Genomic DNA, 14,420 nt, shown 5'->3' on the forward strand with positions numbered 1-14,420 from the left:
AGTCCTTATGTTAGGCACAGATCGCGACTTCGAGAGAAGCGCGAGATACGTCATTTTAGGAGGCCGTCCTTGGGCAACGCACGAAATATCGCCTTCTGGGTCGTTCTTTTCCTGTTGATTCTGGCGCTCTTCAACCTCTTCTCCGGAGGCGGAAGCACGCTGCAGAGCCGGGAAATCAGCTACTCGGACTTCATGGAGGCGGTGGATTCGCAATCCGTCAGCTCCGTCACCATAGATGGCGAACAAATCCGCTACCGCGGCAATGACGGGCAGGACTACGTGACCGTCAAGCCCGAGGACGCCCAGGTCACCGACACGCTCATCGGCAAGGGCGTGACCGTCCGCGCAGAGCCGCAGCAGCAGTCGGGCTTCCAGGCCTTCCTGCTGTCGCTGCTTCCCTTCCTGCTGCTGATCGGCGTGTGGATCTACTTCATGAACCGCATGCAGGGCGGCGGCAAAGGTGGCGCCATGGGCTTCGGCAAGTCCAAGGCCAAGCTGCTCACCGAGAAGCACGGCCGCGTCACCTTCGACGACGTGGCGGGCATCGACGAGGCCAAGGAAGAACTCGAGGAGATCGTGGAATTCCTGCGCAACCCGCAGAAATTCTCGCGCCTCGGCGGCAAGATTCCCAAGGGTGCGCTGCTCGTGGGCCCTCCGGGCACCGGTAAGACGCTGCTGGCGCGCGCCATCGCGGGCGAAGCGGGCGTGCCGTTCTTCACCATTTCGGGTTCGGACTTCGTGGAAATGTTCGTCGGTGTCGGCGCGTCCCGCGTGCGCGACATGTTCGAGCAGGCCAAGAAGAACGCCCCCTGCATCGTCTTCATCGACGAGATCGACGCCGTGGGCCGCAACCGTGGCTCGGGCTACGGCGGGGGCAACGACGAGCGCGAGCAGACCCTCAACCAGCTGCTGGTCGAGATGGACGGTTTCGAGGCGAACGAGGGCGTGATCATCATCGCGGCCACCAACCGCCGCGACGTTCTCGACCCCGCGCTGCTGCGTCCGGGCCGCTTCGACCGTCAGGTCATGGTCGGCAACCCCGACATCAAGGGCCGCGAGAAGATTCTCGGCGTTCACGCCCGCAAGACCCCGCTCGGCCCGGATGTCGACCTGCGCATCATCGCGCGCGGCACCCCCGGCTTCTCGGGTGCGGATCTTGCGAACCTGGTCAACGAGGCTGCGCTCATGGCCGCCCGCGTCGGCCGCCGCTTCGTGACGATGGAAGACTTCGAGAACGCCAAGGACAAGGTCATGATGGGCGCCGAGCGCCGGTCGATGGTCCTGACCGCCGAGCAGAAGGAAAAGACCGCCTACCACGAGGCCGGTCACGCCGTTGTCGGTCTGCTGCTGCCGCAGTGCGACCCGGTCTACAAGGCGACGATCATTCCGCGCGGCGGTGCCCTCGGCATGGTGGTCTCGCTGCCCGAGATCGACCGGCTGAACTGGCACAAGTCGGAATGCGAGGAAAAGCTCGCGATGACCATGGCCGGCAAGGCTGCCGAGATCATCAAGTACGGCGAGCCCAACGTGTCGAACGGCCCGGCCGGCGATATCCAGCAGGCCTCGGCGCTGGCGCGCGCCATGGTGCTGCGCTGGGGCATGTCGGACAAGATCGGCAACATCGACTACTCCGAGGCGCATGAGGGGTACCAAGGCAACACCGCGGGCCTGTCGGTCTCGGCGCACACCAAGGAGCTGATCGAGGAAGAGGTCCGCACCTTCATCCAGAATGCCTACGAACGCGCCTACCAGCTTCTCACCGAGCACAACGAGGAATGGGAACGCCTGGCGCAGGGGCTGCTGGAATACGAGACGCTGACCGGCGACGAGATCAAGCGCGTGATGAAGGGCGAGCCGCCGCAGGCTTCGGGTGGCGAGGACAGCGGCTCCGACGACACGCCGAGCGTGACCTCGATCCCCAAGACCAAGCCGAAGGCCAAGCCGGCCGAAGACGGCGGCATGGAGCCCGAGCCCTCGGCCTGACCTCCGCCCGGCGATGAAAGAGAAACCCCGAAGCCCTTGGCTTCGGTGTTTTTCTTTTCAGGAGAGGGTCTTCCGGTCCGAACGGGGCGATATCCCCTCGACGCCGCCGCCGATCTGTGGCCCAACTCGGCCCCGTTATGTCAGTCGCCGAAGGATCCCGCCCATGCCCGCGCTCATCCCCACCAGCTTCTCTGCCCGCATCACCTGGCTCGGACAGGTCCCGGTCGAAGGCGACAGCATCCGCTCGCAGGCGGTCGAGACGCTTGAGCTCGGCTGGGCCGGGCCGGAGGGCGAGCGCCACGCGGGCCGCACCCGCCCGTCCTGCTCGCGCGTGACCTCGCAACATCCGCGCGGCACCGAGATCGCCAATGTCCGCCAGCTGGCCGTGATGTCCGCCGAGGAGATCGCCGAGATCGCGCGCACGCTGGGGCTCTCGGAGCTGGATCCGCAGCTTGCCGGTGCAACGCTGGTGCTCGAGGGGATCCCCGACTTCAGCCACCTGCCGCCGTCGTCGCGGCTGCAGGGCCCGGACGGCGTGACGCTGGTCGTCGACATGGAGAACCGTCCCTGCAACCTGCCGGCCCGCGAGATCGAGTCCGAGCACGTCGGCCATGGCAAGGCCTTCAAGGCGGCGGCCAAGGGCAAGCGCGGGGTCACCGCCTGGGTCGAGCGGCCCGGACGGCTGACGCTCGGCGACGAGATGCGCCTGCATGTCCCGGATCAGCGTGTCTGGGCACATCTGAAAGCCGTCCGCAAAGGCTGAGCGCTTCACGCGTGACCGGCGCGGACGAACCCGTTATGACGGCGGCAGAATTGCAGCCGGACAGGGGGAACCGCCATGACCACCGATATCGAAATCGCCCGTGCCGCCGAGAAGCGCCCGATCCAGGAGATCGGCGAGGCCCTCGGCATCACCGGCACGGACCTGATCCCCTACGGCCATGACAAGGCGAAGGTTTCGGCAAGCTTCATTGCCGGTCTCAAGGGGCGCAAGCAGGGGCGGTTGATCCTCGTCACCGCGATCAACCCGACCCCCGCGGGCGAGGGCAAGACGACCACCACCGTCGGCCTCGGTGACGGGCTGGCGGCGATCGGGAAGAAGGCGGTGGTCTGCATCCGCGAAGCCTCGCTCGGGCCGAACTTCGGCATGAAGGGCGGGGCGGCCGGGGGTGGTTACGCGCAGGTGGTGCCGATGGAGGAGATGAACCTTCATTTCACCGGCGACTTCCACGCGATCACCGCGGCGCACAACCTGCTCGCGGCGATGATCGACAATCACATCCATTGGGGCAACGCGCTCGACATCGACCTGCGGCGCATCGTCTGGCGGCGGGTGCTCGACGTCAACGACCGGGCACTGCGCGATGTGGTGACGGGGCTCGGCGGCGTGCCCAACGGCTTTCCGCGGCAGGGCGGCTTCGACATCACCGTGGCCTCCGAGGTCATGGCCTGCCTGTGCCTCGCCGATGACCTCGCGGACCTGCAAAATCGCCTCGGCGACATGATCGTTGCCTACCGCCGCGACAAGACCCCGGTGCACGCGCGCGATCTCAAGGCCGACGGCGCCATGACGGTGCTGCTGAAGGACGCGCTGCAACCCAACCTCGTGCAGACGCTCGAGCACACGCCGGCCTTCGTGCACGGCGGGCCGTTTGCCAATATCGCGCATGGCTGCAACTCGGTGATCGCCACCAAGACCGCGCTCGCACTCGCCGAATACGTTGTCACCGAGGCCGGCTTCGGCGCCGATCTCGGGGCCGAGAAATTCTTTGACATCAAGTGCCGCAAGGCCGGGCTGCACCCCGATTGCGTGGTGCTGGTGGCCACGGTGCGGGCGCTGAAGATGAACGGCGGCGTGGCGCGGGCCGATCTCGGGACAGAGAATGTTGCGGCCGTGAAGAAAGGCTGCGCCAACCTTGGCCGCCATATCGAGAACCTGCGGCAGTTCGGCGTTCCCGTGGTGGTGGCGATCAACCATTTCGCCGGCGATACCGAGGCTGAGGTGACCGCGGTGAAATCCTACTCCGAGGCGCGTGGAGCCGAGGCGCATCTCTGCCGCCACTGGGCCGAGGGCTCGAAGGGCATCAGCAGGCTGGCCGAGCGCGTCGCGCATATCGCCGACGGGGACGCGGCGCAGTTCGCGCCGATCTACCCCGACGAGATGCCGCTCTGGGAAAAGATCGAGACCGTGGCCAAGCGCATCTACCACGCCGAGGAGGTGACCGCCGATCCGCGCATCCGCGCGCAGCTTGCCGAGTGGGAAGAGCAGGGCTTCGGCAACCTGCCGGTCTGCATGGCAAAGACCCAGTATTCCTTCTCGACCGACCCCAAGCGGCTCGGCGCGCCGACCGGGCATATGGTGCCGGTGCGCGAGGTGCGGCTCTCGGCGGGGGCTGGTTTCGTCGTGGCGATCTGCGGCGACATCATGACAATGCCCGGCCTGCCACGCGTGCCCGCCGCCGAGACCATCCGGCTGAACCGTGCAGGCGAGGTCGAGGGGCTGTTCTGACCCCCTCCGGCATCCCTGTCGACGGGCAGGATCACGGTCGCCGTTCCCGAACGGCGCCCGCAGTTTCCAATCTGCGGCGGGTTTGTCGTCTTTGCTCTCTGCTATGCCGCTCTGGCGCGTTGATCATCGCGCCGCATCGCGGCATAGGGGGCGGACCGGACTCGGTCACCCTGCAAGGAGGCGCCCATGCGCGATCCCGCAACCCTAGGCGACATGGCGGCGCTGCGCGCCGAGATCGACGCCACCGACAAGCGCCTCAGCGCGCTGCTGGCGCATCGCCAGGGTCTCATCGACCGTGCCGCCGAGATCAAGACCGGCGCGGGGTTGCCCGCCCGGATCAAGGGCCGCGTCGACGAGGTCATCGCCAATGCCCGGCTGAATGCCGAGGCCGAGGGAATTGACCCCGATCTGAGCGAGGCGCTGTGGCGCGAGCTGGTGGAATGGTCGATCCGCCGCGAAGAAACGGTACTGGGACAGGAGTAAGGCGCATGAGCGCAACGATCATCGATGGCAAGGCCTTTGCCGAAAAGGTGCGCACGCAGGTCGCCGCCCATGTGGCGCGGCTGAAGGACGAGCATGGCATCACCCCCGGCCTCGCCGTGGTGCTGGTGGGCGAGGACCCGGCCTCCGAAGTCTACGTCCGCAACAAGGGCAAGCAGACGCTCGAGGCGGGGATGAACAGCTTCGAGCACAAGCTGTCCGCGGAAACCTCCGAGGCCGACCTGCTGGCGTTGATCGAGCAGCTGAATGCCGATCCGGCGGTGCATGGCATTCTGGTGCAGCTGCCCCTGCCGGGACACCTGAACTCGGACCTGGTGATCAATTCCATCGATCCGGCGAAGGACGTCGACGGCTTCCACATCTCCAACGTCGGCCTGCTGGGCACCGGACAGAAGAGCATGGTGCCCTGCACGCCGCTCGGCTGCCTGATGATGCTGCGCGACCACCTCGGTTCGCTCTCGGGGCTGAACGCCGTGGTGGTGGGCCGCTCGAACATCGTCGGCAAGCCGATGGCGCAGCTGCTGCTGGGGGACAGCTGCACGGTGACCATCGCGCATTCGCGCACGAAGGACCTGGCCGAGGTCTGCCGCCGCGCCGACATCCTCGTCGCCGCCGTCGGCCGCCCCGAGATGATCCCTGGCGACTGGGTGAAACCCGGCGCCACGGTGATCGACGTCGGCATCAACCGCATCGCCGCGCCCGAGAAGGGCGAGGGCAAGATGCGGCTGGTCGGCGATGTCGAATTCACCTCGGCCTCGCAGGTCGCGGGCGCGATCACCCCGGTGCCGGGCGGCGTCGGCCCGATGACCATCGCCTGCCTGCTGGCCAATACGGTGACCGCCTGCTGCCGCGCCAACGGCCTTGCCGAGCCCGAGGGGCTGACGGCCTGAGCATGGGAGCGCCGGGCGCGACGCCGCCCGGCGCCTTCAGCGCGGCATCGGGATCGCCAGTGGCTTCTCCCCGGTGAGGATCGCCCGCGCGCCCGCCTCCATGAGCCCGGCAAGCGCCGGGCTGTCCGTGCGCAGCCCGCCGGTGTAGGCCCCATAGGCGGGCATCAGCAGCCGCGCCCGGTCCACCAGGAAACAGGCCCGCGTGATCACCCGCCCGCCGCGCAACACCAGCCGCGCCTTGGGGTGGTAATGCCCCGAGATCTCGCCGCGCGCACCCGGCTTGGCGATGTGACGCAGCACCAGCCCGCCCAGGTCCAGCTGCGCAAGATGCGTGCCGCCAAGCGACACCGGCCCCGGATCGTGGTTGCCCTCGAGCCACATCCAGTCGCGCCCCGCCTGCAGCCGGGCGATCCACAGCCGCTCCTCCTCCGGCAGCAGGAGGTCGATCCCCGCCGCGTCGAAACTGTCGCCAAGACAGACCACGCGCCGCGCGCCGGTGGCCTCGAGGTCGCGCTCCAGCCGAAGCAAGGTTTCGCGCCCCTCATAGGGCGGCAGCAGGGCACCGCCCCGCGCCGCGAGCCGGGCCGATTTGCCAAGGTGCAGGTCGGAAACCACCAGCAGCCGTTCGGCGGGCCAGAACAGCGCCCCTGACCCAAGCGCCTTCAGCGCCGCCCCGCAGAACTCGATACCCAATCCCGTCATGCCCGCTGAAATGCCAGAGCGTCCGACTTTCTTCTAGGCCCAAATATCCCGGGGGAGGCCGCGCAGCGGCCGGGGGCAGAGCCCCCTCACGCGCCGATCTCCCACAGCCCCGCCTCGCGCAGGAGCGCGCCGACCTCCTCTTCCAGCAGCCGTGCCTCGGCGCTGCCGCGGATCGGCACACGGCCGGGCTCGAGAAACAACGGTGCCGAGAGCGGCGAGAGCCGGTCCAGCCGGACGAGATCGATCCGACCCCCGATGCGCGCGCACATCTCGCGGATGCGGGCGAAATCGACCAGTCCGCGCATCGCCTCCTCCCGGGTGATCTGCAACAGCAGGTGGCCGGGATCGTATTTCACCAACGTGTCGTAAAGGATGTCCGAGGACATTGTCGCCTGCCGCCCGGTCTTGCGCTGGCCGCCGTGGTTGCGTTCGATCAGCCCGGCGATGGTGGCCGAGGCCCGAAAGGTGCGCTTCATCACCGCGTTGCCCGCCAGCCAGCCCTCGAGCCCCGCCTCCAGCGCCGCCAGATCGAAGAGCGGCGCGGGATCGACCACCGCGTCGAGCCCCCAGATCAGCACGGCGTAATCGGTCGCGACGAAGCCCATGGGGGCCAGCCCTTCCTCTTCCATGCGCTTGGTCAGCAGCAGCCCCAGCGTCTGCATCGCGTTGCGCCCGGCAAAGCCGTAGACCACCAGCTGCTCGCGGCCGTCGTGCGGAAAGCTCTCGATCAGCAGCCGTCCGGGCTCGGGCAGGCGCGACACCTTGCGCTGCCGGTGCAGCCAGTCGGCGGTATGGGCTGGCAGACCGGGCCAGTCCTCCTGCGAGAACAGGCGCAAAATGCGCTCGGAAAGCTGGGTGGAGGTGGCGAATTTGGTGCCCATGAAGGTGGCGATCTTCGGCTTGCTGTGGGCGTCGCGGCTGACCTCGACCGTCATCTCGCGCAGCCCCTCGTAGCGCACGATCTGCCCGCCGATAAGGAAGGTGTCTCCGCGGCTCAGCTGCGCCGCGAAGCCCTCCTCGATCTCGCCGAGCGGCGCGCCGCCGCGGCCGCGGTAGCGCACCTTGAGCGTGTCCGTGTCCTGGATGGTGCCGATGTTCTGCCGAATCCGCGCGGCCGAGCGCGGATCGCGCAGCTGCCAGAGCCCGTCCTCGCGCTGCTTCAGCCGCTGCCACTGGTCGTAGGCGCGCAGCGCGTAGCCGCCGGTGGCGCAGAACTGCAGGCAGGCGTCGAACTCCGCGCGGCCGAGCCCGGCATAGGCGCCCGCCGTGGTCATCTCGGCGTAGAGGTCATCCGCGTCGAACGGCCCGGCACAGGCGGCGATAAGGATGTGCTGGCAGAGCACGTCGCGCGGGCCCGGCCCGCGGCTTTCGCCGTCAAGATCTTGCGCCCGTACCGCTTCGAGCGCCGCGAGGCATTCCACCACCTCGAAGCGGTTGGCGGGAACCAGCAGCGCCTTGCTTGGCGCGTTGTAGCGATGGTTGGCGCGGCCGATCCGCTGCACCAGACGCTTGACGTTTTTCGGCGCACCGATCTGGATCACCAGATCGACATCGCCCCAGTCGATCCCGAGGTCGAGCGAACCGGTGCAGACGATCGCGCGAAGATCGCCGCGTACCATGGCGGCCTCGACCTTCTCGCGCTGGCCGCGGTCGAGCGAGCCGTGGTGGATGCCGATCGGCAGCGCGTCGTCATTGGCCAGCCAGAGCTTGTGAAAGAAAATCTCCGCCTGAGCCCGGGTGTTGTGGAAAATAAGCGTGGTGCGGTGCTGTTTGACCTGTTCCAGCACCGCCGGGATCGCATGGGCCGCGCCGCCGCCGGACCAGGGTGGGGCGGCCTCGGTCCGCAGCATGGAGATGTCGGGCTCGGGGCCGGGATCGGCCTCGAGGATCTCGCAGGGGTCCGGGTGCCTGGCCAGCAGCCGGGCGATGGCCTGCGGGTCCTCCACCGTTGCCGAGAGCCCCACGCGCCGCAGCCCCGGGCAGAGCCGCTGCAGCCGCGCCAGCGCCAGCATCAGCTGATCGCCGCGCTTGCTCTCGGCAAGGGCGTGGATCTCGTCGACCACCACCCTTTGCAGCCCCGCGAAGATGCGCGGCGCATCCTCGTAGGAGGTCAGCATGGCAAGGCTCTCGGGCGTTGTCAGCAGGATATGCGGCGGGTCGGCCCGTTGCCGCCGCTTGCGCGAGGACGAGGTGTCTCCGGTGTGGTCCTCGACGCGGATCGGCAGGCCCGCCTCCTCGACGGGGATGAGCAGGTTGCGCCGGATGTCCGCCGCCAGCGCCTTCAGCGGCGAGACGTAGAGCGTGTGGAGCCCGGTTCGAGGCGCCGCGGTCAGCTCGGCCAGCGTCGGCAGGAACCCGGCCAGCGTCTTGCCGCCCCCCGTGGGCGCGATGAGCAGCAGCGCCGGCGCGCCCGCCCGCTCCAGCATGGCGCGCTGATGCGGGTGCAGGCTCCAGCCGCGCGCGGCGAACCACTGGTCAAGAGAGGCGGGCAGGTCGGACATGCCTCGAAGATAGGCGCCCGCGGCCCGAGGAAAAGCACGCCGCATCGCCTTTCTTCTAGGCAGAAATATCCCGGGGGAGGCCGCGCACAGCGCGGGCGGGGGCAGAGCCCCCAATCAGTCGCGGATGCCCGAGCCGAGCCGCCGCCGGGATCAGCGCAGCAGCCCGCTCACACCCTTCTGTGCCGCCATGCACAGCGCGGGCTCTGGCGTTTCCACTCCAAACCACTAGGTTTCCCCCAATCAGAGAATGGAGCTTTCTTTCATGAACGCCGAATACACCCCTCCCAAGGTCTGGACCTGGGACGCCGAGAACGGCGGCCAGTTCGCCTCGATCAACCGTCCGATTGCCGGGGCGACCCATGACAAGCCGCTGCCGGTCGGCAAGCACCCGTTCCAGCTCTACAGCCTCGCCACGCCCAACGGCCAGAAGGTCGGGGTGATGTTCGAGGAGCTGCTCGCCGCCGGCCATGACGCCGAGTACGATGCCTGGCTGATCCGCATCGGCGACGGCGACCAGTTCGGCTCGGGCTTCGTCGAGGTGAACCCGAACTCGAAGATCCCGGCGCTGCTCGACCGCTCGGGCGACACGCCGGTGCGGGTCTTCGAATCCGGCGCGATCCTGCTGCACCTCGCAGAGAAGTTCGGCGCTTTCCTCGGCGCGCCGGAGCGCCGCGCCGAAATGCTGAGCTGGCTGTTCTGGCAGATGGGCAGCGCGCCCTATCTCGGTGGCGGCTTCGGGCACTTCTACGCCTATGCTCCGGAGAAGTTCGAGTATCCGATCAACCGCTTCGCGATGGAGACCAAGCGCCAGCTCGACGTGCTGGACCGCAACCTCGCGGAGCGCCGGTTCATGACCGGCGACGACTACACCATCGCCGACATCGCGATCTGGTGCTGGTACGGCAACCTCGCGCTCGGCCGCGCCTACAGCGCCGGCGAGTTCCTCGAGGTCGAGAGCTACAAGAACGTCCAGCGTTGGGCGCGCGAGATCGATGCCCGCCCGGCGGTGAAGCGCGGCCGGATGGTCAACAAGGCCACGGGTCCTCTGGAAGAGCAGCTGCACGAGCGCCACGACGCCTCGGACTTCGAGCTGCGCACGCAGGACAAGCTGGAGGCCTGACAAGGGGGAGGGGCAACGTCCTTCGAAGGACGTTGCAAATCTCTTCAAAGAGATTTGGCCCCCGCCGCGGCGGGGGCCTTTTCGTTGATCAGACGCCGAGCATCTCGGTCAGCATGCGCAGCGCCTCGCGATCGGCCTCGGTCATCTTGGCGGTGCGCGAGCGGAAGAGCGTGGCCTGCGAGCGCAGCACCGGCTCCTCGGCCAGCACCTTGAGGTGGTTGGCGCGCAGCGTCTCGCCGGTCGAGGTGATGTCGGCGATGGCCTCGGCGGTGAGGTTCTTCACCGTGCCCTCGGTCGCGCCCTGGCTGTCGACCAGCTGGTAGTCGGCGACGCCGCCCATGCGCAGGTAGTCGCGCACCAGGCGGTGATACTTTGTCGCGATGCGCATGCGGAAGCCGTGGCGCGCGCGGAAGGCGGCGGCGGCCCCGTCGAGATCATCAAGCGTGTCCACGTCGACCCAGGCGGCGGGCACGGCGACGATGAGATCGGCCTGACCGAAGCCCAGCTCGGCAAGCTGCTCGACCTTCTGGTCCCATTGCACCAGCTTCTCGCGGATGAGATCGGTGCCGGTGACGCCGAGGTGGATGCGCCCGGCGGCCAGTTCGCGCGGGATTTCCCCGGCCGAGAGCAGCACCAGCGACACGCCGCCCACGCCCGCGACCGCGCCCGCGTACTCGCGGTCCGAGCCGGTGCGCGACAGCGTGACGCCGCGCGCGCCGAACCAGTCGAAGGTCTTTTCCATTAAACGGCCCTTGGAGGGCACACCAAGCTTGAGGGTCATCGTGCCACCTCCAGAAGGATGCCCGGCCGGATCACCCCGCCCACCGCCGGGATTTCCTGACCGCCGCCCAATCGCCGGGTCAGCGCGTCGTAGCGCCCGCCGGTGGCGACGGGGGGCAGATCCGGGCGGCTCTCGCAGAGGAAGCCGAAGGCGAAGCCGTCGTAATATTCCATCGAGCTGCGGCCATAGCTGGCCTCGAAGTCGAGTTCGCTGACATCGATGCCGCGCGCGGTGAGCGCCTCGCAGCGGCGCTCGAAGCTCTCGAGCGCGGGCAGCAGGGCAGGCATGTCCACGGCGATGTCATGAAGGTGCTCAAGCGCGAACGAACAGGTCTCGCGCACGGCGAGCACGGCGTCGATCAGCTCGACCTGTCCACGTGGCAGGGCCGGCTCGTCGGCATCGGCGCGCAACGCGGAAATGCGGGCCGCGATCTCGCGCTCGCTGCGCACGCCGATCACCGGGCCTGCCTTGGCCATCGGATCCGCCTGCGCCAGCATCGCCGCGCGGGTCGCGGGCACCGGTGTCTTGCCCGAGTAACGGTCGAGCAGGGCGCGGAAGCGGCGCGGCCGCCAGATGTGGCGCAGGAGCGCGTCGCGGCGTTTCTGCGAGGTTTGCAGCCCGGCCACTGCGGCGGTCAGAATGCCGATGTCGCCGGTCACCGGGCGCAGATTGTAGGGTTTCAGCACCTCGGCAAACAGCGCGAAGACCTCGGCGTCGAGATGCGCCTGGTCGCCGCGGTCAAACACCTCGTAGCCGACCTGGTAATATTCCGACGGGCGCTCGGGGTGCTCTTCCTGGCGGCGGAAGACCTCGCCCGCGTAGGTGTAGCGGGCGGGGTCGGCGCCGTGCGACATGTGCATCTCGACCACCGGCACGGTGAAGTCGGGACGCAGCATCATCTCGCCGCGGCTCGGGTCGTGGGTGACATAGGCGCGGGCGCGGATGTCCTCGCCGTAGAGGTCCAGCAGCGTCTCGGCCGACTGCATGATCGCGCAGTCGAGCGGCTGCGCCCCAGCCTCGGCGAAGACCGCCCTCAGCCGCTCCGCCTCGGCCTTCTCGGCGGCGAAACTCACGCCCATTGGCTCAGGATCTCGCGCACCTTGGCGACCAGTTGGTCGCGCGTGACCTCGTATTGCGAGGGCCGTTCCTTCCACTCCTCGAGGCTGGCACTCTGCGCCAGCTTCGCGCCGAGGATCAGGTCCTTGATCTGCACCACACCGCGCGCCTTCTCGTCGCCACCTTCGATGACGGCCACGGGGGATTCGCGCTTGTCGGCATACTTGAGCTGGTTGCCGAAGTTCTTCGGGTTGCCGAGGTAGACCTCGGCCCGGATGCCGTTGTTTCGCAGCTCGGCGACCATCGACTGGTAGTCGGCCATACGGTCCTTATCCATCACCGTGACCACCACCGGGCCCTGCGCGGTGCCGCCGATGCGGCCCTTGGCGCGCAGCGCGGCGAGCAGCCGGTCGACACCGATCGAGACGCCCGTCGCGGGCACCGACTGGCCGGTGAAACGCTTGACCAGATCGTCGTAGCGCCCGCCGCCCGAGACCGAGCCGAACTGCCGCTTGCGGCCCTTCTCGTCGAGGATCTCGAAGGTGAGCTCCGCCTCGAACACCGGGCCGGTGTAATAGCCGAGGCCGCGCACGACCGAAGGGTCGATCTCGATGCGGCTGGAGCCGTAGCCGCCCGCGTCGAGCAGGGTGGCGATCTGTTCCAGCTCATCCACGCCCTCGGCGCCAATGGCCGAGCCGCCGATGGCAGCGCGCAGGTTGGCCAGCGTCGCGGCGGCATCCGCGCCCTTGGAGGTCAGGAAGGCCAGCACCGGCGCCGCCTGATCGTCGGACAGGCCCACGCCGTCGATATAGGCGCCGGAGGCGTCGAGACGCCCCTTGCCCAGAAGCTCGCGCACGCCGCTTTCGCCGACCTTGTCGAACTTGTCGATGGTGCGCAGGACAGCCTGCTGCTGCGCGTCATCCGACAGGCCCATGGTCTCGAGCACGCCGTTCAGAACCTTGCGGTTGTTGACCCGCACCAGATAGTCGCCGCGCGGGATGCCGACCTCTTCCAGCGTGTCCGACAGCATCGCGCAGATCTCGGCGTCGGCGGCCACCGAGGGCGCGCCCACGGTATCCGCATCGCACTGGTAGAACTGGCGGAAGCGGCCCGGTCCGGGCTTTTCGTTGCGCCAGACCGGCCCCATGGCATAGCGCCGGTAGGGGGTGGGCAGGTCGTTGCGGTGCTGGGCGTAGACCCGCGCCAGCGGCGCGGTCAGGTCGTAGCGCAGCGCCACCCAACCGTCGTCATCGTCTTCCCAGGCAAAGACACCCTCGTTCGGACGGTCGACGTCCGGAAGGAACTTGCCGAGCGCCTCGACGGTCTCCACGGCGGAGCTTTCCAGCGCCTCGAAGCCGTAGCGATGATAGACCCCGGCGATGGTATGCAGCATATGCGCACGCTCGGTCACTTCCGTGCCGAAATAGTCGCGGAACCCCTTGGGCGTTTGTGCCCGGGGGCGGGGGGCTTTCTTTTCCTTGGCCATGGCCTCGCTCCGGCTGTCCAGATTGCGCGCATCCCATAGCCGCTTGACCACCAAGGAGCAAGCAAAGGCCTTGGGGTCCGAGGCTTTGGCGAGCCTGCCCGTGCAATTGTGGCCGCCGGGGCGCGGGCGACGGGGACGCGGGAGTGGGGTCTTGCCGAGACTGAAGCGGTATGCGCAGCCTTGCGGCTTACGGGGAGGACTATTGCGAAGCCTCCGTCGCGCTGGAAGACGAAGGAGCACCGATGGCCAAGCAGGACGACAAGGCGCTGCGGCAGAACCCCCACGCCCTGCGCGAGCAGCGCGAGAAGAATCTCGAGGTGGCGATCGGGCGGCAGGTGCGCGATCTGCGCAAGCGGCAGCGGATGACCGTGGCCGATCTGGCCACGCAGACCGGCCTGTCGGTGGGGATGCTCTCGAAGATCGAAAACGGCGTCATCTCTCCGTCGCTCACCACCATCTCGACGCTCGCCCATGCGCTGCGCGTGCCGCTGGTGCAGCTCTTCTCCGGTTACGAGGAAGAGCGTGGCTGCATGCACGTCAAGGCGGGCGAGGGTGTGGAGATCGAGCGCGCCGGCACCCGTGCCGGGCACCAGTACCACCTGCTCGGCCATATCGGGTCGAACAACTCGGGCGTTGTCGTCGAGCCCTACATGATCAGCCTCGACAGCGAGAGCGACCAGTTCCCAACCTTCCAGCACGAGGGGATCGAACTGCTCTACATGCTCGAGGGCGAAATGGGCTACCGCCACGGAGACCGGCTCTACCGCATGGAGCCGGGCGACTCGCTGCTGTTCGACTCCGACGCGCCGCACGGACCTGAGGAACTGATGTCCCTCCCGATCCGCTACCTGTCGATCATTACCTACCCACAGCAGCGGTGACTCTGCCCAA

The 14,420-nt window shown here is 68.1% G+C and carries 12 protein-coding genes; 7 read left to right on the forward strand and 5 right to left on the reverse strand.

From position 1 onward, the window contains the following. Positions 1-69: 69 nt before the first annotated feature. The 5 genes from ftsH (at position 70) to folD (ending at position 5,883) form a co-directional block, all read left to right on the forward strand. Positions 70-1,983 carry an ATP-dependent zinc metalloprotease FtsH gene (ftsH, locus tag IQ782_RS10650; protein WP_194134619.1) on the forward strand — a complete coding sequence of 638 codons (1,914 nt, stop codon included), beginning with the start codon at positions 70-72 and terminating at the stop codon, positions 1,981-1,983. A 163-nt stretch (positions 1,984-2,146) separates the two neighbouring features. Next, entirely contained in the window at positions 2,147-2,746 is a 600-nt protein-coding gene (locus IQ782_RS10655) for an MOSC domain-containing protein (protein WP_194134620.1), read from the forward strand. Between the two features lie 75 nt (positions 2,747-2,821). Further along, complete coding sequence (locus IQ782_RS10660) at positions 2,822-4,492, forward strand: formate--tetrahydrofolate ligase (RefSeq protein WP_194134621.1); 1,671 nt, start codon at positions 2,822-2,824, stop codon at positions 4,490-4,492. Positions 4,493-4,678: 186 nt separating this feature from the next. After that, a complete protein-coding gene (locus IQ782_RS10665) occupies positions 4,679-4,975 on the forward strand; it encodes a chorismate mutase (protein ID WP_194134622.1) in 297 nt (98 codons plus the stop codon). A 5-nt stretch (positions 4,976-4,980) separates the two neighbouring features. Beyond that, positions 4,981-5,883: a bifunctional methylenetetrahydrofolate dehydrogenase/methenyltetrahydrofolate cyclohydrolase FolD gene (gene folD, locus IQ782_RS10670; RefSeq protein WP_194134623.1), complete on the forward strand. Its 903-nt coding sequence runs from the start codon at positions 4,981-4,983 to the stop codon at positions 5,881-5,883. 36 nt (positions 5,884-5,919) lie between these two features. Here folD and pdeM read toward each other — a convergent pair whose 3' ends face one another. Both pdeM and IQ782_RS10680 read right to left on the reverse strand, forming a co-directional pair. Next, positions 5,920-6,585, reverse strand: a complete 666-nt coding sequence (gene pdeM / locus IQ782_RS10675) for a ligase-associated DNA damage response endonuclease PdeM (RefSeq protein WP_194134624.1) — start codon at positions 6,583-6,585, stop codon at positions 5,920-5,922. An 86-nt stretch (positions 6,586-6,671) separates the two neighbouring features. Further along, positions 6,672-9,086, reverse strand: a complete 2,415-nt coding sequence (locus tag IQ782_RS10680; protein WP_194134821.1) for a ligase-associated DNA damage response DEXH box helicase — start codon at positions 9,084-9,086, stop codon at positions 6,672-6,674. Positions 9,087-9,348: 262 nt separating this feature from the next. Between IQ782_RS10680 and yghU the strand changes: the two genes are divergently transcribed. Further along, positions 9,349-10,206, forward strand: coding sequence for a glutathione-dependent disulfide-bond oxidoreductase (yghU, locus tag IQ782_RS10685; protein WP_194134625.1), 858 nt, complete (start codon positions 9,349-9,351; stop codon positions 10,204-10,206). Positions 10,207-10,294: 88 nt separating this feature from the next. Here the strand turns inward: yghU and hisG are convergent, their stop codons facing one another. From hisG to hisS, 3 genes are read right to left on the reverse strand one after another with little or no spacing between them, the layout of a single operon-like run. Next, positions 10,295-10,987 (reverse strand): ATP phosphoribosyltransferase, encoded by a 693-nt coding sequence (hisG, locus tag IQ782_RS10690; RefSeq protein WP_194134626.1) that lies wholly within the window; start codon positions 10,985-10,987, stop codon positions 10,295-10,297. Next, positions 10,984-12,066 carry an ATP phosphoribosyltransferase regulatory subunit gene (locus IQ782_RS10695; RefSeq protein WP_194134627.1) on the reverse strand — a complete coding sequence of 361 codons (1,083 nt, stop codon included), beginning with the start codon at positions 12,064-12,066 and terminating at the stop codon, positions 10,984-10,986. The genes hisG and IQ782_RS10695 overlap by 4 nt, the downstream gene beginning before the upstream one ends. Next, on the reverse strand, positions 12,057-13,529 hold the full coding sequence (hisS, locus tag IQ782_RS10700) for a histidine--tRNA ligase (RefSeq protein WP_194134628.1): 1,473 nt from the start codon (positions 13,527-13,529) through the stop codon (positions 12,057-12,059). Before hisS ends, IQ782_RS10695 begins: the two co-directional genes overlap by 10 nt. Before the next feature lie 242 nt (positions 13,530-13,771). Between hisS and IQ782_RS10705 the strand changes: the two genes are divergently transcribed. After that, positions 13,772-14,410 carry a helix-turn-helix domain-containing protein gene (locus tag IQ782_RS10705; protein ID WP_092419414.1) on the forward strand — a complete coding sequence of 213 codons (639 nt, stop codon included), beginning with the start codon at positions 13,772-13,774 and terminating at the stop codon, positions 14,408-14,410. Positions 14,411-14,420 lie beyond the last annotated feature (10 nt).

This window comes from Salipiger mangrovisoli, assembly GCF_015223355.1.
GTDB lineage: Bacteria > Pseudomonadota > Alphaproteobacteria > Rhodobacterales > Rhodobacteraceae > Salipiger > Salipiger mangrovisoli.